This window comes from Marinomonas pontica (assembly GCF_026191375.1).
Taxonomy (GTDB): domain Bacteria; phylum Pseudomonadota; class Gammaproteobacteria; order Pseudomonadales; family Marinomonadaceae; genus Marinomonas; species Marinomonas pontica.
This window is the reverse complement of the sequence record NZ_JAODTL010000039.1, coordinates 1-21,797: the sequence shown is the minus strand read 5'-3', so window position 1 is coordinate 21,797 and position 21,797 is coordinate 1. Positions and strand designations below refer to the sequence as shown.

Annotated in this window: 19 protein-coding genes and 2 pseudogenes; 1 reads left to right on the top strand and 20 read right to left on the bottom strand. The window is 44.7% G+C overall.

The window, feature by feature from the left end; translation table 11 throughout:
- The 15 genes and pseudogenes from N5P32_RS09705 to urtA form a co-directional block, all read right to left on the bottom strand.
- Positions 1-869, bottom strand: a pseudogene (locus tag N5P32_RS09705) (response regulator); the annotation flags it as partial.
- On the bottom strand, positions 853-4,341 hold the full coding sequence (locus N5P32_RS09695) for a hybrid sensor histidine kinase/response regulator (protein ID WP_265728884.1): 3,489 nt from the start codon (positions 4,339-4,341) through the stop codon (positions 853-855). The pseudogene N5P32_RS09705 and the gene N5P32_RS09695, both read right to left, overlap by 17 nt.
- A gap of 57 nt (positions 4,342-4,398) precedes the next feature.
- Complete coding sequence (locus N5P32_RS09690; protein ID WP_265728883.1) at positions 4,399-5,001, bottom strand: HupE/UreJ family protein; 603 nt, start codon at positions 4,999-5,001, stop codon at positions 4,399-4,401.
- A gap of 60 nt (positions 5,002-5,061) precedes the next feature.
- The gene (gene ureG / locus N5P32_RS09685) at positions 5,062-5,703 is read right to left on the bottom strand and encodes an urease accessory protein UreG (RefSeq protein ID WP_265728882.1); all 642 of its coding nucleotides are present in this window, start codon (positions 5,701-5,703) and stop codon (positions 5,062-5,064) included.
- 292 nt (positions 5,704-5,995) lie between these two features.
- The gene (locus tag N5P32_RS09680) at positions 5,996-6,688 is read right to left on the bottom strand and encodes an urease accessory protein UreF (protein ID WP_265728881.1); all 693 of its coding nucleotides are present in this window, start codon (positions 6,686-6,688) and stop codon (positions 5,996-5,998) included.
- Entirely contained in the window at positions 6,669-7,112 is a 444-nt protein-coding gene (gene ureE / locus N5P32_RS09675) for an urease accessory protein UreE (protein WP_265728880.1), read from the bottom strand. Before ureE ends, N5P32_RS09680 begins: the two co-directional genes overlap by 20 nt.
- Positions 7,113-7,134: 22 nt before the next feature.
- Positions 7,135-8,843, bottom strand: a pseudogene (gene ureC, locus N5P32_RS09670) (urease subunit alpha).
- A complete protein-coding gene (locus tag N5P32_RS09665) occupies positions 8,843-9,160 on the bottom strand; it encodes an urease subunit beta (protein WP_265728879.1) in 318 nt (105 codons plus the stop codon). The pseudogene ureC and the gene N5P32_RS09665 overlap by 1 nt, the downstream one beginning before the upstream one ends.
- A gap of 15 nt (positions 9,161-9,175) precedes the next feature.
- Complete coding sequence (locus tag N5P32_RS09660) at positions 9,176-9,478, bottom strand: urease subunit gamma (protein WP_072840219.1); 303 nt, start codon at positions 9,476-9,478, stop codon at positions 9,176-9,178.
- Between the two features lie 86 nt (positions 9,479-9,564).
- Positions 9,565-10,503: an urease accessory protein UreD gene (locus N5P32_RS09655; RefSeq protein ID WP_265728878.1), complete on the bottom strand. Its 939-nt coding sequence runs from the start codon at positions 10,501-10,503 to the stop codon at positions 9,565-9,567.
- A 53-nt stretch (positions 10,504-10,556) separates the two neighbouring features.
- Positions 10,557-11,264 carry an urea ABC transporter ATP-binding subunit UrtE gene (gene urtE, locus N5P32_RS09650; RefSeq protein ID WP_265728877.1) on the bottom strand — a complete coding sequence of 236 codons (708 nt, stop codon included), beginning with the start codon at positions 11,262-11,264 and terminating at the stop codon, positions 10,557-10,559.
- Positions 11,261-12,136 (bottom strand): urea ABC transporter ATP-binding protein UrtD, encoded by an 876-nt coding sequence (gene urtD / locus N5P32_RS09645; protein WP_265728876.1) that lies wholly within the window; start codon positions 12,134-12,136, stop codon positions 11,261-11,263. Before urtD ends, urtE begins: the two co-directional genes overlap by 4 nt.
- The gene (urtC, locus tag N5P32_RS09640; RefSeq protein WP_265728875.1) at positions 12,133-13,266 is read right to left on the bottom strand and encodes an urea ABC transporter permease subunit UrtC; all 1,134 of its coding nucleotides are present in this window, start codon (positions 13,264-13,266) and stop codon (positions 12,133-12,135) included. The genes urtD and urtC overlap by 4 nt, the downstream gene beginning before the upstream one ends.
- Entirely contained in the window at positions 13,263-14,885 is a 1,623-nt protein-coding gene (gene urtB, locus N5P32_RS09635; protein ID WP_265728874.1) for an urea ABC transporter permease subunit UrtB, read from the bottom strand. The genes urtC and urtB overlap by 4 nt, the downstream gene beginning before the upstream one ends.
- A 156-nt stretch (positions 14,886-15,041) precedes the next feature.
- Complete coding sequence (urtA, locus tag N5P32_RS09630; protein ID WP_265728873.1) at positions 15,042-16,325, bottom strand: urea ABC transporter substrate-binding protein; 1,284 nt, start codon at positions 16,323-16,325, stop codon at positions 15,042-15,044.
- Between the two features lie 615 nt (positions 16,326-16,940).
- On the opposite strand from urtA, the gene N5P32_RS09625 reads away from it, so the two are divergent.
- Complete coding sequence (locus tag N5P32_RS09625; protein ID WP_265728872.1) at positions 16,941-17,399, top strand: tRNA-uridine aminocarboxypropyltransferase; 459 nt, start codon at positions 16,941-16,943, stop codon at positions 17,397-17,399.
- Here the strand turns inward: N5P32_RS09625 and N5P32_RS09620 are convergent.
- The 5 genes from N5P32_RS09620 to N5P32_RS09600 form a co-directional block, all read right to left on the bottom strand.
- On the bottom strand, positions 17,389-18,096 hold the full coding sequence (locus N5P32_RS09620) for a fumarylacetoacetate hydrolase family protein (RefSeq protein WP_265728871.1): 708 nt from the start codon (positions 18,094-18,096) through the stop codon (positions 17,389-17,391). The genes N5P32_RS09625 and N5P32_RS09620 overlap by 11 nt on opposite strands.
- 29 nt (positions 18,097-18,125) lie before the next feature.
- Entirely contained in the window at positions 18,126-18,764 is a 639-nt protein-coding gene (locus tag N5P32_RS09615; RefSeq protein WP_265728870.1) for a cupin domain-containing protein, read from the bottom strand.
- 256 nt (positions 18,765-19,020) lie between these two features.
- Positions 19,021-19,926, bottom strand: a complete 906-nt coding sequence (locus tag N5P32_RS09610) for a porin (RefSeq protein WP_265728869.1) — start codon at positions 19,924-19,926, stop codon at positions 19,021-19,023.
- 420 nt (positions 19,927-20,346) lie between these two features.
- Positions 20,347-20,892: a DUF2058 domain-containing protein gene (locus N5P32_RS09605; protein WP_265728868.1), complete on the bottom strand. Its 546-nt coding sequence runs from the start codon at positions 20,890-20,892 to the stop codon at positions 20,347-20,349.
- Between the two features lie 167 nt (positions 20,893-21,059).
- Positions 21,060-21,269: a cold-shock protein gene (locus N5P32_RS09600; RefSeq protein WP_024024079.1), complete on the bottom strand. Its 210-nt coding sequence runs from the start codon at positions 21,267-21,269 to the stop codon at positions 21,060-21,062.
- Positions 21,270-21,797 lie beyond the last annotated feature (528 nt).

Below are 21,797 nucleotides of genomic sequence, written 5' to 3'. Positions count from 1 at the left end.
CGCGATTTTCAACACCGAGCTTAGGAAAAATTTGCTCAAGATGCTTATTAACCGTTCGTGGACTCATCTCCAAGATTTCTGCAATTTCACGATTGGTTTTACCATTGGCAATCCAATGCAAGACTTCGGACTCGCGGTCAGTTAGATCCAGCTCTTTCTTTAATAATGCTGGCCCCGTCGGTTTATCGCCATCTTCCAATCGTAACAGCACTTCTTTTTGCTCAGTCATTCCCATCATTTTCAGCGCCAAAGGGTAGTCCAAGCCACTGAGTTTCAACAAATTGCCCACCACGGGTTGATGAGCCAACCAAAGGCGTATTTGCAAGGCCAGTTCCGTTCGTTGCCATTCACTGCTTGCTCGCGCCTTAGCAAGCAGAGCATAGGTTTGTGGCGTCGCCCACGCAATGTCCCCTGCGTAGGTCGTGGTCATTAAATACTGCCCCATGCTGTCGAGCGCCGATTGCGCGTTGTTGCTCAAGCGAGCATTCGACAAATGCACTCGCATTCGAGCAATCAGTTCATTGGGCTGGATTGGCTTGGTAAGGTAATCCACGCCACCGGCTTCTAACCCTCGCACAATGTCATCCGTATCACTCAACCCTGTCATAAAAATAACCGGTATCGATGCTAGGCTTTGATCGGCTTTTTAACGCCCGACACATTTCAAAGCCATCCATGTGCGGCATGATGGCATCGAGCAAAATAATGTCAGGTCGAATCCGTCGCGCAATAGTGAGCGCTTGCTTACCTTCAAGAGCGACAAGTACTTCCATATTCGCCGCTTCCAAGGTGTCATGAATCAGGCTCAAGGCATCAGGCGAATCGTCGACCACTAAAACAATGTCACTTTTATTACTTGGATTCATCATTAGATTTCTCACTCACATCACGACTTTCACAAGTATGCTGTTTTAAATATTGGACAATGCCGTCGAATTGAAAACTTTGATAGAAACTTTCCAATTGCTGTAAATGGCTCACGGTAATTACCTCACTTTTTGCCAACTGATCGAGCACACCGCGTACGCCTTTTTTGTAACCCATCTCCGCAAACGCCATCAATTCACGCACACTTTCATGGTCTGGAATGGCGGCAATTTGTTGCTCTTCTAGCCGATTTTGCTCGTGCTCTTCCTTGCTGTCAGCGAACTTTTCTACAAGCCTAGGCGCAGTAACATCGACGTCGCTTTCTTGATAGACCCATTCCAATACGAGCCAATGTTTGATGGCATCCAACAAGGCACTGTTGTTCACCGGTTTGACTAAATATTGATTAAAAGCGGCTTGCTCATCTGGCTTGCGTTGGTTTTCTTTGGCGTCAGCAGACAACATGATTATCGGCACACTATAAGCACGATCACGAAGTAACTTCGCCAAGCTCAAACCATCCATTCCCGGCATAGACACATCTAATACAAACAAATCTGGCGAACAGGACTCCAGCTCATCCAAACAGTTTTCGGCATCGGAAGCTTCCAAAACATGAAAGCCAAGTGGCACAAGAATATCCGACAACAAACCACGCACCACAGGATCATCGTCCACCACCATTAAAGTGCGTTGATAACCTTGATAACTCACAATACGCTTGTATTCATAAGTGGCGCTATCTCCTTGACTCACCCAAGGCAACAGCAGACTGACACGAAACTCACTGCCTTCACCGACTACAGAATGAGCCTGCAAATCACCGCCCATAATCTCCGTGAGCAACTTCACTATGGTCAACCCCAAACCTGTGCCAGGAAGATTGCCCGTACTGACGTCACGAACTCGCTCGAAAGGATCAAAAATTCGCTTTAAATGGCCTTCTTTAATGCCAACACCCGTGTCTCGAATCACAAACTCGGCGACTTGGTTACGATAATTCACTTCAAAGAAAACCGAACCTTTCGGCGTGTATTTCACCGCATTAGATAGCAAATTAATCAAAATTTGTCGCAAGCGTTTTTCATCTGTCACCACATGCTGAGGCAAAGGTGCCAGAATTTTCGACTGTAATTGAATGCCTTTATCACGCGCTTGCATAGCAAACATACTGTTAAGCTGGTCGATTAACTTGGGCAGATCTACCGTGTTGCGATACAAGTCAAAACGTCCCGCTTCGATCTTCGAAATATCCAATAAACCTTCGATCAAATCCGCCAAATACAAACCACTGCGATGGATAATATCCAAGCCGTTCTGGTGTCCCGAGGGCGTATTGGCTTTCTCTGACAAAAGCTGCGCATAGCCAATAATAGATTGCAGCGGTGTGCGTAATTCATGGCTAATACCAGTGAGGTAACGACTTTTCGCTTCATTTGCCCGCTCAGCTTGCTCTTTGGCATGCTGTAAAGCACGGTCAGTCTCTTGGTGAGCATCAATCTCGCGAATCAATTTTCGAGTTTGCCGATTCGATTCTTTCTGCGCCACCACACGACTTTCATGGGCAAGCACAAACAACCAAGACAAGACACCAGAAACAATCAACAAAGTAAAAAACAGCGCCAACATAGTCTCTTTCAGTAAAGCTTCTTCATTCAGAGAACTGGGCGCCATTTGCCGGTAAATCAACATCATCAGCGCAGCGTTGATAATATTGATCACCAATAATAACGACGTAAAACGGCCAAAGCGCGAACTCAAAGCTTTCACCCAACCTTTGGGCAAAAACAGTTTTAAGAAATAATCACTCTGCTGACCAATGCTCGCTTGTGGCTTGCAACTGTCTAAACAGCGCACATCCAAAGAACAACACAAAGAACAAATCGGCTGCATATAAGCCGAGCAAAAACTCATGTCTTCCGTTTCAAAAACATTTTCACAAATCCCACAGGTCAAAGTGACATATTTCGGCTTCTGCTGCTTTGCTAACGCTATTATTGGAATCAGTTCGGGACTTTGGCGTGCTAAGTAATACTTACCCTTGGTGAGCCATGCGATCAGTGGCACAAAGACAAAACACGAGCCCAGCGAAATAAAGTGACACAAACTTTTTGCCACTTCCCCAAAGACACCTAAATAACTCACCAACCCCAATGATGTGGCAATCAACATAGAGCCTGTTCCCACTGGGTTTATGTCATACAAATGCGCCCGTTTAAACTCCACATAGTTAGGGCTTAGTCCCAAGGGTTTATTAATCAACAAGTCCGCAGATAAACTTCCCAACCAACTCACGGCGGCTATTGCAAACACGCCTAGAATCGCGCCCAAAGCTTGGTAAATTCCTAACTCCATCAGCAATAACGCAATGGTCACGTTAAACACCAACCAAACCACACGCCCCGGATGGGAATGAGTTAAGCGCGAAAAGAAATTAGACCACGCAATGGAGCCTGCATAGGCATTGGTTAAATTGATTTTCATCTGACAGATAAACACAAACACCGCAGCCAACAACAAGGCCGTAGTCGGGGAGGTAGTCAAAAAGAAAAAGATGCGCTGATACAAATAAGTAGGGTCTGTCGCTTGAACCACACTAGCACCATCAGAAATCGCTAAATAGGCCAAAAATGAGCCTAACAGCATTTTGATCGCCCCAATAAACACCCAACCTGGGCCTGCTAAAATCAACCAAAACCACCAGCGTCGGCGGTTTTGCTTGGTCTTAACGGGAAAAAAACGTAAATAATCGACCTGCTCGCCGATTTGCGCCATCAAAGCAAACAATACAGATGCAGCAGCTCCGAACAACACCCAATCAAAATGCGTACTTTGTGGTAATTCCGCTGGCGCGTATTGCGTCCAACCTTCGAAGTTTTGGTACTCCTGAGTCACTACCACCCCAATCGCAGCAACTTGCAACACCAACCAAATCCACTGGCTGCCATTTTGAAAACGACTGATAGCACGAATACCGTGCGTTACGATAGGAATCACAAAGATAGCCGAAAGCGCATAACCCAAGGCCAACGGAATGCCCAACAGAACTTCCAACGCCGAGGCTAAAATCGCTGCTTCGATAGCAAAAAAGATAAATGTGAATGTGGCGTAAATCAGTGAGGTTATCGTCGACCCAAGATAGCCAAAACCCGCTCCTCGAGTCAGTAAATCTATATCCAAGCCATGCTTGGCAGAATAATAAGCAATGGGAAAGCCAGTAATGAAAAACACCGCCAATACCGTGAGAATGGCCGCTACGGCATTGGTAAACCCATACGCCAGTGTAATAACCGCGGCCAATCCCTCTAAAGCTAAAAACGCGGTAGCACCGAGCGCCGTATGACCGACACGCTCGATGCTCATGGTATGACCTTGCTTGGAAGTATAGCGTAACGCGTAATCTTCCATCGTTTGGTCAGCAACCCACTTGTTATAGTGGCGTCGCACTTTAAAGATCTTTTGTGCCGCGGTCATAACATCTCAGACTTAGGTATTAGAGTGTCGCTCCCTGGCTTACAAGACAAAAGTGAGTTAGGCAAAAGCAAGCACCAAACCCGTTAACGAAATAACAAAACCGCTAATCCGTGTTGCAAAAGAAGACGTGCCGATTGTCGTCATCATTTGTCCTAACCCCAATCCAACAACATGCAAGCCTGCTGTTGCTACCGCAAAACCTAGCGCATATTGCAAACCATTCGCCGTTAACGGCATTTCCATTCCATGTGCCGCACCATGAAAAAGCGCAAAAGCCCCTGCAATCGCTACACAAACTAAGATTGGCAAACGTTTAGCAAACAACACCAAAGCACCAAGAACAATCACAGACAGTAAAATACCTTGTTCAACAAATGGTACTGACATACCAGCTACAGCCAAACCACCACCAAGGATCATCGTCATAACAAACGCGACGGGGATTGCCCACAAAGCGCGACCACCAATACTCGCCGCCCAAAGACCAATCGCCACCATGGCCAAAAGATGATCCAAACCACCCATAGGGTGAGAAAAGCCCGTCATAAAACTAGACGCGTGTTCGTGCCCCGGATGAGCAAATACAGAACCTGACGCTAATACCGAAGCCGCTACCAACAAACCTTTTGTGTTCAATATAATTTTTTTCAGTGAGTTCATAATCTTTCTCCTAATACTTCATCAATCTGAACTAAACGACGTAACGAGTGTAGTAGTCCTTTAAACGACAGCTCTCGCTGCTGGTAACTCTTTTGCTTCCAACATCCCTTCCGACACAATAGTTTGAATAATCTCATCCAAACCTTGAGCTTTTTTAAGATTAGAAAAAATAAACGGACGATCACCCCGTTGAATTTTGGCGTCGTGTGCCATCACATCCAAAGACGCGCCAACCAAAGGCGCCAAGTCGGTTTTATTAATAATCAACAATTCGGACTTGGTAATACCAGGGCCACCTTTTCGTGGAATTTTGTCACCAGCGGAGACATCGATCACATAAATGGTAAAATCGGATAACTCTGGACTAAAAGTCGCACTTAAGTTGTCGCCACCACTTTCCACAAACACCACATCCAACTCGCCATGACGCACTAGCAATTGATCTATCGCTGCCAAGTTCATCGACGCGTCTTCACGAATCGCAGTGTGAGGACAACCACCGGTTTCAACACCAATAATACGATCTGCGTCCAAAGCTTCATGTTGGGTTAAGAACTTCGCATCTTCTTGGGTGTAAATATCATTGGTGACCACGGCAATGTTGTAATGGTCACGCATCGCACTACACAAAGAACGCAACAACGCGGTTTTACCTGATCCAACCGGACCGCCCACACCAATTCGTAACGTTTGTTTTTTCATACTGGGTTCCTTGTTCTTATCTAAATAATTCATTCTCTGCTGTTCTTAGCCCCTTCCCCTGCCAAGGGGGAGGTTGGGAGGGGGGCAAAAAGCCCTAGAACCCCACCCTAGCCCTCCCCTTCATAAGGGGAGGGAGTAAATACAAAAGCCCTTAGTTCCTCCCCCTGCCAAGGGGAGGGAATAAATACAAAAACCCTTAGCTCCTCCCCCTGTCAAGGGGGAGGTTGGGAGGGGGTCAAAAGCCCTAGAACCCCACCCTAGCCCTCCCCTTCAAAGACACAAGGGGAGGGAATTAAGAGCGAAACAGCCGCGAATATTGTGTTTCATGCTGAGCACTGGCAATGGCGATGGCAGGTAACCCAGCGCCAATGCGGTCTTCTTCAATGGTTAACGACATGGCAATGGCCTGTCGAATGTCTGTCTGTAATTCACCTAACAACTCTTGTGCTTGAGTTTGCCCAAGGGGAACCAATTTGGTCGCGGCGGCGATTTGATTTTCTAACCAAGACCAAGCAAAACCCAACGATGCAAGATCAGGTTTCAAACTCCAATGGCTCGCGGCAATGGCAAACAAGGTGACAAAACTCATTTCATCTAAACGCTTAAATGGTGTGTCTATTTGCAAGCTACCCAACAAGCGAAACAAAGCTTCACCCATGGCAGTGTCGTTTAAACGCAGTTCTTTGGTTTCTCGGCACGCAAGAATCAAATCATTTAGTTCGATTAAGCGTTCAGTATCCTGTTGTTTAGCTGCTGCCATGCAACGCTGCAAGACGGGCAAATCGACCCGCGCTACAGACTGTTGTAGTTGCAAACCGATCCAAGCGGACACTTCCGCTTTATTTTTCACCCAGCCATGGTCGATGGCATATTCCATGCCTTGTGAAAAGGCAAAGCCGCCCACTGGCAAACCCACACTGCTTAATTGCAAAAGCCGCAATAAGCTGATGTCAGTGGTGGCAATGTTAGTGGTGACTGTGCCCATGACTATAAGCTCCAGATTCTGGGACAAACACCGCTTCTTCGTGGGTAACAATCAAACCAAGCATGTGCAACATGTCTTCTAAAACGTGATCAGGTTTAATACGCAACCAGCGTTCGCCAATTTGGATTTTGGTGTGACGGTTGCCCAAGTGGTAACAGGCTTTGGAAAAAGCTTCCCAATCTTCACAGCTCGCATGGGCGACGTCTTCTACTGCGCCTGTCACTTGAACTATCTTGCCGCATTCGGACTTTAAAAATTCACCCACTAACAAGGGCTTACCACGCTCAAGAAAAACACGAACTTCTTCGTTGTTATCGCCCATAAGTTTTAAACGTCCGCGGTCACGCTGTTCATGGGTTAACGTCACAGTGGTGTAAACAGGATCATGGCAATGTGTACCTAATCTTTCGTAAATATCTAGCATAGTACCGTCCTAAAAAGCGCGCCTAAAAAAGCGTATAAAGTTGTGCGAGAGGTAACCTCTCCGCAGGCTCACAGGTTAATAATTCCCCATCCGCACGCACTTCATAGGTTTGCGGATCGACAGTAATATTTGGGAGCCAATCGTTGTGAATCATGTCGAGCTTGGAAATATTGCGTGTGTTTTTGCACGCTACCAAAGTTCGATCCAAACCAAGACTTTCCTTCAAGCCATTATTCAGCGCCGCCTTAGAAACAAAGGTCACAGACGTCGCCGCTGCGGCTTTGCCGAATGAACCAAACATAGGACGATAATGCACTGGCTGTGGCGTCGGAATAGAGGCATTGGGGTCGCCCATTGGCGCGCTGGCAATCATGCCGCCTTTGATGATCATCGAAGGCTTCACCGCAAAAAAAGCGGGTTTCCATAAAACTAAATCCGCCATTTTTCCTGGCTCAATCGAGCCCACTTCATGGCTAATACCATGGGCAATCGCTGGGTTAATGGTGTACTTTGCAATGTAACGACGGGCGCGGAAATTATCCGCACCAAGCTCTTGGTCTTCTGGCAATAAGCCAAACTGCTGCTTCATCTTGTGAGCCGTTTGCCATGTACGAGTCACGACTTCGCCTACTCGACCCATAGCTTGGGAATCAGACGAAATCATACTGAACGCACCACGGTCGTGAAGAATGTCTTCCGCGGCAATGGTTTCTTTGCGAATACGTGAATCGGCAAACGCCACGTCTTCTGGAATATTGCTGTCCAAATGGTGACACACCATCAGCATGTCTAAATGCTCATCGACTGTGTTGCGAGTATAAGGACGAGTGGGATTGGTTGAAGAAGGTAAAACATTTGGGTTAGGAACAAGCTTGAATAATATCAGGAGCGTGACCGCCACCTGCGCCTTCGGTGTGATAAGTGTGAATGACACGATCTTTAAAAGCATCAATGGTGCTATCGACAAAGCCCGATTCATTCAAGGTGTCGGTGTGAATCGCCACTTGTACGTCGTATTTTTCCGCGACACTCAAACAACAATCAATCGACGCTGGCGTGGTTCCCCAATCTTCGTGCAATTTCAGACCACAAGCGCCCGCTTCTAGCTGCTCTTCTAGGGCTTCTGGCAGACTGGCGTTACCTTTGCCCAAAAAGCCCAAATTCATCGGCATGCTGTCGGTGGCTTGTAACATCTTGCCAAGATACCAAGGCCCAGGCGTACAAGTGGTCGCCTTGGTTCCCGTTGCTGGGCCAGTACCGCCGCCAATCATGGTGGTGACGCCAGAAGTCAAAGCCTCTTCAATTTGTTGCGGGCAAATAAAATGAATGTGCGCATCGATGCCACCAGCGGTCAAAATAGAACCTTCCCCAGCGATCACTTCGGTGCCCGGTCCAACCACAATATCGACGTTATCTTGCACATCTGGGTTGCCCGCTTTGCCGACTTTAAAAATGCGGCCTGCTTTGATGCCAACATCGCCTTTTACTATGCCCCAATGATCTAACACCAAGGCATTGGTAATCACTAAATCCACGGCTACGTCATTGGTCACTTGGCTTTGCCCCATGCCGTCGCGGATAACCTTGCCGCCGCCGAATTTCACTTCGTCGCCATAGACAGTAAAATCTTTTTCCACCTGAATCCAAATGTCAGTGTCGCCTAAACGCACACGGTCGCCCCTAGTCCGGACCGAACATCTGCGCGTAACTTTGTCTGTCCATCGTCGCCATTATTCTGCTCCTACCAATGTGCCCATGACGTCGCCACGGAAGCCGTAAATGGTTTTCGTGCCAGCATATTCGACCAGCTCTACTTCACGGCCTTGGCCGGGTTCAAAACGCACCGCCGTGCCAGATGCGATATTCAAACGAAAGCCTTTGGTCACTGCGCGATTAAAAGACAAGGCAGGATTCACTTCATAAAAATGATAATGGGAGCCAATTTGTACAGGACGATCACCGGTATTTTCGACACGAATCTTCACCGTCTTACGGCCTACATTGAGTTCAATGTCTCCTACGGCTACCTGAATTTCACCTGGAATCATGAGACTTCTCCTTCCCTAATTTATAGGATTATGAACGGTGACAAGTTTCGTCCCATCTGGGAATGTGGCTTCAACTTGTACTTCATGGATCAATTCCACCACGCCATCCATCACTTGTTCCGCGCTTAATACCGTTTTGCCATAAGCCATTAACTCCGCCACGGTTTTACCATCGCGAGCACCCTCAATAATTTCCATAGTGATGTACGCCATGGCTTCGGGATAATTCAATTTAAGGCCGCGATTTAAACGACGTTCGGCAAGCAAGGCGGCAGTAAATACAAGCAGCTTGTCTTTTTCTCTGGGAAGAAGTTCCATTTTTATGCTCCGTTACTTATCTTTATGATTATTTTCGTTGAACCAAAAAAGAGCGTGCGCACCCTTTTAGGTCAGCCGCGCTTTTTTTAGGTCGACCAGATTCTCGGTTCATTGGATTCTTTGTTGATTAATGCGGGACGAATTTCTCGCCAACACTGAATAAATAGCTGCTTCACTTGTTCGGAATCATGATGAAGACTGCGCACGAAAATGTACTCGCCAACCAAACTTACGCCACTCACTGAGTTATGTTGCGCGCAATGTTTTCGTAGGGAGTCGATCAGTTCATCATGGCTCGCTGAATGAGAAGCGTGGGTCAGGTCAAAGGGGCCAGCAATCATCAAACCATTAATGGGATTGCCAGCTAGCCCAGCTTTGGCCGCGAAAACCGTTCGGCTACTATCATCTATCACCAAACGTTCACACACTTTAAGACGACCATTCTGACGAATCTGAAAGCCTTGCTCTGCGTGGCCTTCGCCAAAATCTTCTTTATTCGCTGGCAAGCCAAAGCAAGTGATTTCCCAGCCGATGAACTTCGCGCTATCAGCAAGATCGATGCAGTTTTCAAGGCGAGTATGAGCATTCGGATAGAGGATGGTTTCTTGTGGTAACCATTCCATTAAGCTGTTTTCAGCGACATTTAACTGAGTAATTTGATGTTGTAGGGTTTTGTCTTTACGAGCACGATAAACACGACCAGCACCCGGCGTAGTGATTAAAACGTGTGTATTTTCGGCTAAGTTCGCCGTAATCGTGAGGCGATCACCCGATACCAAACCGCCCGGTGGATGCAATAAATACACGTGCGCCGTGTCTCGACCTTCAGGATAAAAAGGCTTCTGCACGTACAAAGGCCCTTTGTGATCACAGGTTTTCAACACGGTACCGCGAGTGGTTTTACCAAAGCCTAAGGTCAGAAACGCATGCCAGTGTGAAGCTTCCCCCGTCACTGACATGTTTGTTTCTGGCAACGGCTTTGGGTCGTATTGTTCTGCCAAAGCAAAATTATGTTTATTATTCATGGATGCCCTATAAGCGTCTTTCGCGTGGCTGCTGATTCCACCTAATGCAAAAATCACACCGCCAAATACTGTTTTATTAGCGAGTCATTAAGGTTTTCCATTTTATCCGCTGCCACAATGCGTCCTTTTTCCATCAAACGAAACTCTTTACCCACGCGACGAGCGAAGCCGAGCTTTTGCTCAACCAAGATAACGGTCAAACCTTCTTCTGCGTTCAGCTTTAAAATCACGTCGCCAATTTGCTTCACTATGTTGGGTTGAATGCCTTCGTTTGGCTCGTCCAAGATCAAGACTTTTGGCTCTAATACCAATGCCCGGCCAATGGCAAGTTGCTGTTGTTGACCACCGGATAAATCACCACCGCGACGATGCAACATGTCTTTCAGTACTGGAAAAAGTTCGAAGATTTTCTCAGGGATGTCTTTCGGCGAGTCCTTAGTTCGCTTGCCTCGCACAGGCAAACCAATGCGCAGATTTTCTTCCACGGTCAGCATGGGAAAAATGTCTCGGCCTTGAGGAACATAACCAATGCCCGAATAAGCGCGCTTTTCGGCACTTTGCTTGTTTAGGGTTTCACCTTCCATGGTGATCTCACCACTTTTGATCGGCAACAAACCCATGATGGCTTTTAGCAAGGTGGTTTTACCCACGCCGTTTCGACCCATGATGCAAGTGATCGAACCGGGTACTATCTCTAAATTCAAGCCCCAAAGAATCTGCGTGCCGCCGTAAAGTTGATCAACCTTGTTAATTGAAATCATGCTGTGGCTCCTGCTTCTGTTTGTGCGGCTTCTTCGCCAGCTGCCTCTTCTCCAAGATAGACTTCAATCACGTCTTTGTTACTTTGAATCTGATCCATGGTGCCTTCGGCCAACACAGAACCTTGATGCAATACCGTTACCGTGCGCGCGATACTGCGCACAAACTCCATGTCGTGTTCGACCACAATCACGGTTCGCTCTCCCGCCAAAGACGTGAGTAACTCCGCCGTACGTTCGGTTTCTTGTGCTGTCATGCCCGCCACAGGTTCATCGATCAATAACAGCCTTGGATCGGCCGCGAGCAACATGCCGATTTCTAACCATTGCTTTTGACCATGAGACAAAGCCCCCGCCAGCATGAATCTATGCTTAGCCAAACCAATGGTTTTTAATACCTCATCAATGCGATCAATTTGCGTGGGAGTTAAACGTGAAAACAAGGTCGGCAATACACGCTTATCGGTTTTAAGAGATAACTCTAAATTGTCGAACACGGTTTGCTCTTCAAACACGGTTGGCTTTTGGAATTTACGACCTATGCCAAGCTGAGCAATTTCGGCTTCGTCTTTGTCCAATAAGTTGTGGTTTTGTCCAAAGAACACCGTGCCTGAATCGCACTGAGTCTTACCGGTAATCACGTCCATCAAGGTGGTTTTTCCCGCACCATTGGCACCGATCAAACAACGTAATTCGCCATCGTTAATATACAAATTCAGATTATTTAATGCCTTGAAACCATCGAAGCTCAGGTTCAAATCTTCCACGTAAAGAATCATTTGGTTATCGACGTTTACGGCGGCCTGCTCTGGTGCTAGAAACGGCCACACCTGATCTCGACGGAAGAATTCACGGGTGCTATCTAACGTGCTCATGCTTGTGACTCCTTATTCGTAACGGTATTTCGCTTGGCTTTTAATTGCCCATACAAACCCATCAAGCCTTTTGGTAAATACAAAGTCACCAGTACAAACATGGCACCCAAAGCAAACAACCAAGCGTCTGGCATAATTGCGGTAAAACGAGTTTTCGCGTAGTTCACTAACAAGGCTCCAATAACAGCGCCAATCAAGGTGCCACGACCACCAACCGCAACCCAGATCACCATCTCGATAGAGTTAATCGGGGAAAATTCACCTGGGTTGATAATGCCCACTTGCGGCACATACAAAGCGCCTGCAATACCCGCAATGACAGCGGAATAGACAAACAACCACACCTTATATCTATCGGTGCGATAACCGATAAAGCGTGAACGAGATTCTGAATCACGAATCGCCAACACCACCTTGCCAAGTCGAGAGGACAAGATCTTTTGGCTGACTACAAAGATCACCGCCAGTAGAATCGCGGTAATCAAGAACAAGGCAACCCGCGTGCTATCCGCTTGCAAACTAAAGCCAAGAATTTCTTTAAAATCGGTCAGACCATTGTTGCCGCCAAAGCCCATTTCGTTGCGGAAGAAAGCCAGCAACAAGGCATAAGTTAAGGCTTGCGTCATGATGGAAAGATAAACGCCAGTCACGCGAGAACGGAACGCCAACCAACCAAACACAAAAGCCAACAAGCCAGGCACCAGCACTGCCATTAACATGGCGAACCAAAACTGATCCATGCCCAACCAAAACCAAGGCAATTCTTTCCAATCCAAAAACACCATGAAGTCAGGCAACAAAGGATTTCCATAAACCCCGCGATCACCGATTTGACGCATCAAATACATGCCCATCGCGTAACCGCCCAAGGCGAAAAATGCCCCGTGACCTAAACTCAAAATACCGCAATAACCCCAGATAATATCCACTGCCAACGCCAACATGGCGTAGCACAAATACTTACCCAACAAGGTGATGGTGTAAGTGCTGACATAGAAGATAGAATCGGCAGGTAACAATAGATTCGCCGCCGAGGCCAAAATAGTCACACTCAATAAAATCACCACAAATGGCAAAGTGTGTTTGCCCGTCGAGCGCCCTTCAGAAAACCAAGCTGTAAGACGTGTCATTCTGCCGCCCTCCCTTTTTGTGGAAAGAGTCCTTTAGGACGTTTTTGAATAAAGAGAATAATAAACACCAACACCAGAATTGCTGCGAGAACCGCCCCCGTGGTTGGTTCAAGAAATTTCGTCGCGATACCCAAGGTAAAGGCCGCTACCAAGGTGCCAAGCAAGTTACCCACACCACCAAACACCACCACCATGAAGGAATCGATAATGTAAGACTGACCCAAATTTGGCCCAACATTGGTCAACTGACTTAACGCCACACCGGCAATGCCAGCGATACCAGACCCCAAACCAAAGGTCATCGCATCGACCCAATTGGTTTTCACCCCCATGGCTTTTGCCATATTACGATTTTGCGATACGGCACGAACGTTTAGACCCAAAGAGGTTTTCTTCAACACAAACACCAAGACGATGAAGACTAACAAGGCAAAGGCCAAAATGTATAAACGGTTTAACGTCAGCGATAAAACAGGATTAATTTCCCAAGAACCGCTCATCCAGCTAGGCGTGGATACTTGACGGTTAAGTGGTGAGAAAATCGTCCGTACCAATTGCTGTAAGATCAGACTGATACCAAAGGTGGCGAGCAAGGTTTCTAATGGTCGGCCATGCAAACGACAAATAACCAATCGCTCAATCAATACGCCCATCAAACCGGACACCAAGAAGGCCGCAGGAATCGCCACCCAAATGGAATAATCGATGTAATTCGGCATGATCAACTGCACTACATAGGTGGTGTAAGCGCCGAGCATGATCATCTCGCCGTGGGCCATATTGATAACGCCCATCACACCAAAGGTAATAGCCAAACCGATAGATGCCAGCAACAACACAGAGCCAAGGCTCAAACCAAAAAACAACTGATCAACAAAAGCAAAACGATTCACTCGTTCTTCGATTTTACCCAACGCCACATTGGCCGCGTCCACCACCGCCGCATTGTCATCACGGGTTAGCTGCATCAACAGGTTGCGAACATCGCTCTCTAAACTGGTAGACAATTTTTCAATGGCCGCAATACGGTTAGACGGTGCCAAACTTGCTTGCGATGCGGTGTTCATCGCAAGCGCCAATCCCATGGCGTCTTTTACTTTTTTGTTTATTTCGAACGGGTACAGGCTTTCTAACGTGGCGACCGTACTGTCATCTAATTTGGACAGTAATTCACGCACGGCATTTTCACGCACGCTTGGCGACTTGGACGTCAATTGAATACGAGCGATGGCATTACGCAAATAGCCACGCAACTTGTTATTTACACGAATTTTATCCACATCGCGTTTATCTATTCCGGCATTAATCTCGTCGGTGAAAACGTCTTTATAATAGGTTTCGCCGTTGCTTTCGAATTGACCAATGACCTTTTTTTCGGCCTCGTTATAGTACAGATTACCGTTTAATAAAGTGCGTAATAGCGGCAGAATGCTTTCATCGGACACTGCTTCTATTCGAACAAGAATAGGCTCCATATCTTTGATCTTAGCCTCGCCTAACTCGGCGAGCAAAGGATCTAAAGATGCCGATTCAGCCGCATGAGTAGTAAGGGAAAACAGCCCAAAAAGACAGCAACAAAGCGCAATACAATGTCTCAAGGTGATACGTCTCAAGGTCATACTCCAAGTGTCGTAGGTTTATTACGCTAGCATTCAGAAACACAACGCTAAGAAAGAAATCAGAAGCTTGCTCGAAGGTAAAAAATAACTCTCTGGCTAACTCGCTTATGAGCCTGCTAGACAGAGAGTCGAGGTTACCCCTGGGAGTGGGTCAAATTAATAATTCTGACCAGAACATGTCTTCGTTTTGGTGTTGTAGTTACCGCACTTGATTGGCGCCGTCCAATCTGAAATCAGGTCTTTAGAACCTGGTAAGAAGTCAGACCAAGCATCACCCGCTACCACACCATCCGTTTCCCAAACCACTTCAAATTGACCGTCGTCTTGGATCTCGCCAATCAGTACAGGCTTGCTCAAGTGATGGTTTTTGTTCATCACTGCAATACCGCCCGTTAGGTTTGGCGTTTCTTGGCCGATCATGGCTTGCTCAACCGCATCTACATCCGTTGTGCCCGCTTTCGTTACCGCGTTTGCCCACATTTTGAAACCGATGTAAGTCGCTTCCATTGGGTCATTGGTAACACGGTCAGGATTCTTGGTGTATGCATGCCAAGCCTTGATAAAGGCTTCGTTTTCAGGCGTTTCTACACTTTGGAAGTAGTTCCAAGCAGCCAAATGACCAACCAATGGTTTCGTATCTAAACCAGAAAGTTCTTCTTCACCCACAGAGAAAGCCACCACGGGGATGTCTTCAGAAGAAATACCTTGGTTACCCAATTCTTTGTAGAAAGGCACATTGGCATCACCATTGATGGTAGAAACCACCGCGGTTTTTTTGCCTTCGCTACCGAATTTTTTGATGTCGGACACAATAGACTGCCAATCAGAATGACCGAATGGCGTGTAGTTGATCATGATGTCTTTTGCAGCAACGCCTTTGCCTTTGAGGTAGGCTTCAAGAATTTTGTTGGTGGTACGTGGATAAACGTAATCCGTTCCGGCTAGCACAAAACGCTCTACACCAAGATCGTTCATCAAATAATCCACCGCAGGAATCGCCTGCTGGTTTGGCGCAGCCCCAGTGTAAAACACGTTTTTAGACGACTCTTCGCCTTCGTACTGAACTGGGTAGAACATCAAACCGTTCAACTCTTCCAATACTGGCAACACCGATTTACGAGAAACCGATGTCCAACTACCAAAAATCACATCCACTTTGTCTTTGGTTAATAATTCGCGACCTTTTTCTGCAAACAATGGCCAGTTTGATGCTGGGTCAACCACCACAGCTTCGATCTTCTTACCTAACAAACCACCCTTTTTGTTTTGCTCATCCACCATCATCAAGACAGTATCTTTTAGCGTGGTTTCAGAAATCGCCATGGTGCCAGACAAGGAATGCAACACACCGACCTTGATTGTGTCTGCTGCCAGCGAAGGAAGCGCAATAAGCGTTGCACCAGAGAGCACAATCGCAGATGTAAGCGTTTTGATTTTCATAGTTGGAGCCGTCCTATTGTGATTTATAATATTTTTGAGTCTTCAGATGAGGTTTTTAGAAAACCTCAAATCCGTAGAGCCAGTATTAAAAAATCACCGTCGGAAAGGTATGCGCGAAATGACTTAGCCCTATACGTCATTTGACGTATCCAGAATAGCCATTCGATCAGGCATTAGTTTCAGGTATTGGCTTCATTGAGCTTGTTTGGATAAATTTTTGATTAACAGAAGTCTCGTAAATACTAGAATATCAAAAGCATTTAAGGCTTAGTTAGAATGCTTTGAGCTAAATTTAAAGCGAATACTAAGTTGGGCTAAGAAGTAAGAATAGAATTGCGTTTTTCCGCTGCATCCTTGCAGCACGGGGTCTTCCTAGAAAGCGACAGAGCCTCCATCCTGGAGGCATAGGCAAATCCATTTGCTCTCTGTCTGCTAAACAAATTATTACAATCACATGACAGATACAAGCATTAAATAACAAAATAACAAATTAAGCGTTTGATTATAACTTTTTGCGCTCTAACTATTACGGGTGACCAAAACGCTTTTATTCCATTAATTAATATTATCAGTACAATACGTAAGTCTTTTAGAATTAAGATAAGGCTCTACTAAATGAATATATGGTTATTAACACATACTGAAGAGCTCAAAAAATCAACTGGCACAGGAAAAATAGTAAAAGACACTCTAGGTATGGCTTGCAAAATAGTCGAATGGTCAAGAGTCGCTCCAGACCAAAGAATATTAGATTTAGACCCTAATAACACTTTACTCGTTTATTCAAACAACGAAGCAGAAATCACATCTTGTGATAAAAGCCTAGCTACTGTTCAAAATATCATCATCATTGATGGCACATGGCAACAAGCCCAAAAAATGTACAACAAATCACCATATCTAAAAAAATTTGGTCACTATGAAATCTGCGGTTTAAAATCCGTCTACAATAAGCGCAGAAACCAAAAAGCCTTTGGCCTCTGCACGGTCGAAGTAGCCATTTATCTACTTAATGAAATAAAACACCCTTTAACATCGACATTACAATCGAAATTCGACGAGTTTAATCAGTAACATTTACTCGGATTTCTCCTAAGTGCTCCACCCATGCTGTCATTTCATCTCCCGCCATGACAGCACCAACATTTTCTGGCGTCCCTGTCATAATTAAATCTCCAGGTCTTAATTCAAATACATCAGATAGCTTACAAATCACTTCTTCGATCGACCAAGTTAGCTTAGAAATATGGCTTAACTGTTTAGTTAAACCATTCACTTGTAATCCTATTTCAGCGTTTACAATCTGATCCATAAGCGCATCGTTTTTTAGAACGATTGGACTTATTGGAGCAGACTCATCAAATGCTTTGCCGACTTCCCAAGGCCGTCCCTTTTTCTTTGCTTGTGCCTGAAGATCACGTCTAGTCATATCCAAACCGACGGCATAACCTAAAATGGAGTCACCGGCTTGCTCTAGTGTTAAATTTCGACCGCCTTGAGTGATAGCAACAACAAGCTCAACTTCATATTCAAATTGATTAGATGCCATAGGATACTGAATAGAGATACAGCTTGAAAAACAAACGGGCACAACACAGGAAGCGTCTTTAGCGAAAAAAAATGGCGGGTCTCTTTCTGGGTCATCACCCATTTCTTTTGAGTGTTCTGCATAATTACGTCCAACGCAATATACACGGCCAACTGGAAATAATTTATCGCTATTTACGACAGGTAGAACTACTTTTTTTTGCTCTGGTACAATATATTCCACAAAAACCCCAACCTATAATGAAAAAAGCCTTAGAAGTGGCCTGATTTTATCCATAGAAAGCAGTCAGACTCTACGCTCCAATCATCCAATAAAAAGTTGGGGACTCGCAGCCAATCTCCAGATTTTAAAGACATATCAGCGTATTCTGCCCGCCCTGAAATAACAAATACCTCAACTGACGAGCCCAAGTCTAATTGATTTAAAACATGCTCACTATTTTGAATACGAACGAGCCATACACGTTCATCTAAATGTTCGTATAACGGCAATAATTCGGTACTTTTTGATCCCCAAATATCCGGCGTAGTTATGGAAACTTGATTTATATCGGAAATTTGGAATTGATGAAGCTTTACCAATAATAGGCACCCCTTAACACTAAAAGGTGCATGACTACTTCCAGGAGGGTTTCTAAAATAACTTCCGGCATTAAAGTCGCCTTTCTCATCGGAAAAAGTGCCGTCTAAAACCAAAATTTCCTCCCCTAAAGGGTGCGGATGTGGCCGAAAAATAGAACCAGCTTGATAGTGAACGATACTTGTTGCATGCCCTCGTTCAGCATCTTCTCTTGCTAAAAGTTTACGATATACTCCAGGCATTGGGCTGGCTACCCAATCAATTTTATCTGTCTCAACGAGTACTCTTTGAGAAAAATCCATGTTAAGCATAAAAGCCCGCCAACCCATGTCAAATAATCAGTTTAACGGGTTGATCAAATAACAATCAAGTACTTATTAGCTTTGCATGACCCGTCGATAGGCATAAAAAAAGCACCAGATGCTGCCATCTGGTGCCAAAATGTTCCAACAATCTGCCTACAAGAGAAGAAATATGGAACCTTGAATGATCTTGCTTAACATAAGGCTCCCACCTTATTAAAAGCTAGGGAGCCTTAGAGTAAATAAAATCTTCTAGGAGAGGATCTTAGAAACCGTAGTAAACACCAACAGCTGTTTGAGTGTCTGCATCAGCAGTAGAGCTAGTTTCAATGCTAGCTACTTCACCGTATACATAAACATTTGACGCTAGGCTATAAGTAACACCTGCACCAAACTCGTTGTAATCATCACCAGCATCTGGAGAGATAACTTGCGCCGAAGCATAAATATCACCAGCACCGTAGGCGTAACGAGCAGCTAGACCGAAAGCATCTTGAGTGTCTTTAGTCGTTTCAAATTTTGCGCTCAAGTTCAGAGCAGGCATCACTTGGTAACCGACATTCAGACCGATTGTGTTCTCATCGTCAGTTTGATCGTTTTCAAGAGAGTCGTAACCAAGTGCAACAGTCAAAGCATCAACACTGTATTTACCTACAAGTGTTACAGCAGTACCGTCGTTAGCATTATCAGTTCCTTTAACTTGAGCAGATGCTTGAATCTCTAGACCATTCATTGAAGGAGAGAAGTAAGCAATAGTGTCGCCCTCAGTTGTTGTCTTATTAGAAGAAAAACCTAGGTTTTCAAACTGATCAACAGAATCTTGGATAGCATTGTTGTAGATGCTATCAAAAGTACCTACTTGCACTTTACCAAAGTTACCTTTCAAACCAACAAAGGCTTGGTCAAGGCCAACAGCTACATCACCAGACTTTTGATCAGCATCTGCTTCAAGTTCATATTTGAAGAAAGCCGTTAAATCATCATTAATTGTAGTTTCGCCTTTAAAACCAATAGTAGAACCGTTGTCTTCAAAGTCAGAACCAGCGTCATTGTCTGTATATGCATATTGGATGTTACCGTATACATCGACGGTAGAACCTTCAGCAGCATGAACGGATACAGACGCAAGCGCAGCACTTGATACCGCAATAGCAATAATCGATTTTTTCATTCTCGTTTCCCTTTTAATATTTAGCTTTCTTGTAGGCGCTTGATATGTGCAAGCAACAGACAATTAATCTAAACATTTTTAAATATTTAACAATCATATGCTAGATACTTGCATAAAGTATCCGCTATGTGTGCTTTTTATTTGAAAAAAACCAGAAAATAAGAATAAATTGAAAACTCGAAATATCTCTAAGAATAAAAATAATATATATAAATCAATATGTTAATAAATAATTAAAGGCAGGCAGAAGGGATAAATGTGCATGCTTTACCTGAAGTAAGCAAGAAAATGCACGCCAAATGAAAATTTATAGTCAACTATTACTGGAATAAACGATAAAAAAAGACAATTGATGGAAAAAGTCATACCTTACGATCGGAAAACTGAGAGGGAGCTTTACCCTCTCCGTTCAAAAAAGTGTTACCACATCAAATCATCAGGAATTTGAAAATCAGCATAAGGATCGTCCTCTATGCTTTCTGTCCTGTTATTACATACAAGCACATACGAAGGGTCTCGTTCGCTTATTTTTACCGCCACAGGTTCTGGAATGAATTCATACGCTAAATCCAGTTTAGCAATTGCTAAACGGCCGTAACTTAAATCATTGTGCATAGCCTGACTGACATAGAGTTTTTTAACTTTCTTCTCATCAGTAAAGTGATAAGCAATATCCCCGTCTTCTTTCTTAACTCGGTTCTGTTCTATCATTTGCCGAATTTGCCCCCGTATCGCTTTTTCCTTTAGAAGGTTTTGACGCTCTAAATTTAAGATACGGTCTTTTTCTATTTTTTCTTCTCGCTGTAACTTCAGTTGCTGTTGACGTTCGCTGTCGTCTGCTGCTGTAGCCTTACCTTTTTTTACTTTCTGCTTATGTTGAAGCGCTTCTGCCTTTAGTTTTTTCACTTTCTTTTTATCGACAAGCCCAACACCAAGTAGCTGTTCTTGCAATGACTTAGCCCCCATGAGAATCCCCCTTTTATAAAAATACTCATCAATCAACACATAGCTAACCGATAAAAATCGATTTTGGACATAGCTTTAGCAATATTTAAAAACAAAAAAAGCGACTATAAAAGTCGCTTTTTAGCATTCGCAAAGCTGAGTAAATCCTCAGCAACGTTCTCTCTTAATTAAAGAGGAGTAACGTTTTGAGCTTCTGGGCCTTTTTTGCCTTGAGCTACTTGGAATTCAACTTTTTGGCCTTCAGCCAAAGTTTTGAAGCCAGAAGTGTTGATTGCAGAGAAATGAACGAAAACGTCAGGACCTGAATCTTGAGTGATGAAACCGAAACCTTTAGTTTCGTTGAAAAATTTTACTGTACCAGTTACTACGTCAGACATGTCTGTTTATCCTGTAGGTTAAGTTAATTTATACGTGAATGTTAATCATCCACGTTATAGTGCTAAAAAAACTCGGTATTACTTATGACTTAACAGGACCGAACATACTAACGTACTATTCGCAACTCTGGACATAAATATTGCCAACTCTTTTAAACGAACTTGATTGTAGTCTGCTTAACACCATAAGGTCAACGATAGTTTTACATAAACTTCAAAAAGAGTGACATAAAATTATCAACTACATTGCCTTAACCAGAGTAAAGAACGAAACTCCATAACAAGCTTTTAGCCTCTTAAAGTGAATTCGCCATTTTCAGCCAGGCGCATTTTGATTGATCAAAAGAACAAAAAGCCCTGACAGGATAACCTATCAGGGCTTTCTAAATATAAAGCTTGATGATGATCTATTTTCACATGCTTGTCTGTTATAAAGCGCCCTATGTATTTATCCCCTTGTGGGATGCTTATCCCCTTGTGGGATGCTTATCCTCGTGGGACTGCCCTCGGCGACGGTGTTGATGACCG

Bases quoted from the DNA above. Each gene is read 5' to 3' on its own strand.
- N5P32_RS09695 (WP_265728884.1), bottom strand. From the start codon at position 4,341: ATGACCGCGGCACAAAAGATCTTTAAAGTGCGACGCCACTATAACAAG.
- N5P32_RS09690 (WP_265728883.1), bottom strand. From the start codon at position 5,001: ATGAACTCACTGAAAAAAATTATATTGAACACAAAAGGTTTGTTGGTA.
- ureG (WP_265728882.1), bottom strand. From the start codon at position 5,703: ATGAAAAAACAAACGTTACGAATTGGTGTGGGCGGTCCGGTTGGATCA.
- N5P32_RS09680 (WP_265728881.1), bottom strand. From the start codon at position 6,688: ATGGGCACAGTCACCACTAACATTGCCACCACTGACATCAGCTTATTG.
- ureE (WP_265728880.1), bottom strand. From the start codon at position 7,112: ATGCTAGATATTTACGAAAGATTAGGTACACATTGCCATGATCCTGTT.
- N5P32_RS09665 (WP_265728879.1), bottom strand. From the start codon at position 9,160: ATGATTCCAGGTGAAATTCAGGTAGCCGTAGGAGACATTGAACTCAAT.
- N5P32_RS09660 (WP_072840219.1), bottom strand. From the start codon at position 9,478: ATGGAACTTCTTCCCAGAGAAAAAGACAAGCTGCTTGTATTTACTGCC.
- N5P32_RS09655 (WP_265728878.1), bottom strand. From the start codon at position 10,503: ATGAATAATAAACATAATTTTGCTTTGGCAGAACAATACGACCCAAAG.
- urtE (WP_265728877.1), bottom strand. From the start codon at position 11,264: ATGATTTCAATTAACAAGGTTGATCAACTTTACGGCGGCACGCAGATT.
- urtD (WP_265728876.1), bottom strand. From the start codon at position 12,136: ATGAGCACGTTAGATAGCACCCGTGAATTCTTCCGTCGAGATCAGGTG.
- urtC (WP_265728875.1), bottom strand. From the start codon at position 13,266: ATGACACGTCTTACAGCTTGGTTTTCTGAAGGGCGCTCGACGGGCAAA.
- urtB (WP_265728874.1), bottom strand. From the start codon at position 14,885: ATGACCTTGAGACGTATCACCTTGAGACATTGTATTGCGCTTTGTTGC.
- urtA (WP_265728873.1), bottom strand. From the start codon at position 16,325: ATGAAAATCAAAACGCTTACATCTGCGATTGTGCTCTCTGGTGCAACG.
- N5P32_RS09625 (WP_265728872.1), top strand. From the start codon at position 16,941: ATGAATATATGGTTATTAACACATACTGAAGAGCTCAAAAAATCAACT.
- N5P32_RS09615 (WP_265728870.1), bottom strand. From the start codon at position 18,764: ATGCTTAACATGGATTTTTCTCAAAGAGTACTCGTTGAGACAGATAAA.
- N5P32_RS09610 (WP_265728869.1), bottom strand. From the start codon at position 19,926: ATGAAAAAATCGATTATTGCTATTGCGGTATCAAGTGCTGCGCTTGCG.
- N5P32_RS09605 (WP_265728868.1), bottom strand. From the start codon at position 20,892: ATGGGGGCTAAGTCATTGCAAGAACAGCTACTTGGTGTTGGGCTTGTC.
- N5P32_RS09600 (WP_024024079.1), bottom strand. From the start codon at position 21,269: ATGTCTGACGTAGTAACTGGTACAGTAAAATTTTTCAACGAAACTAAA.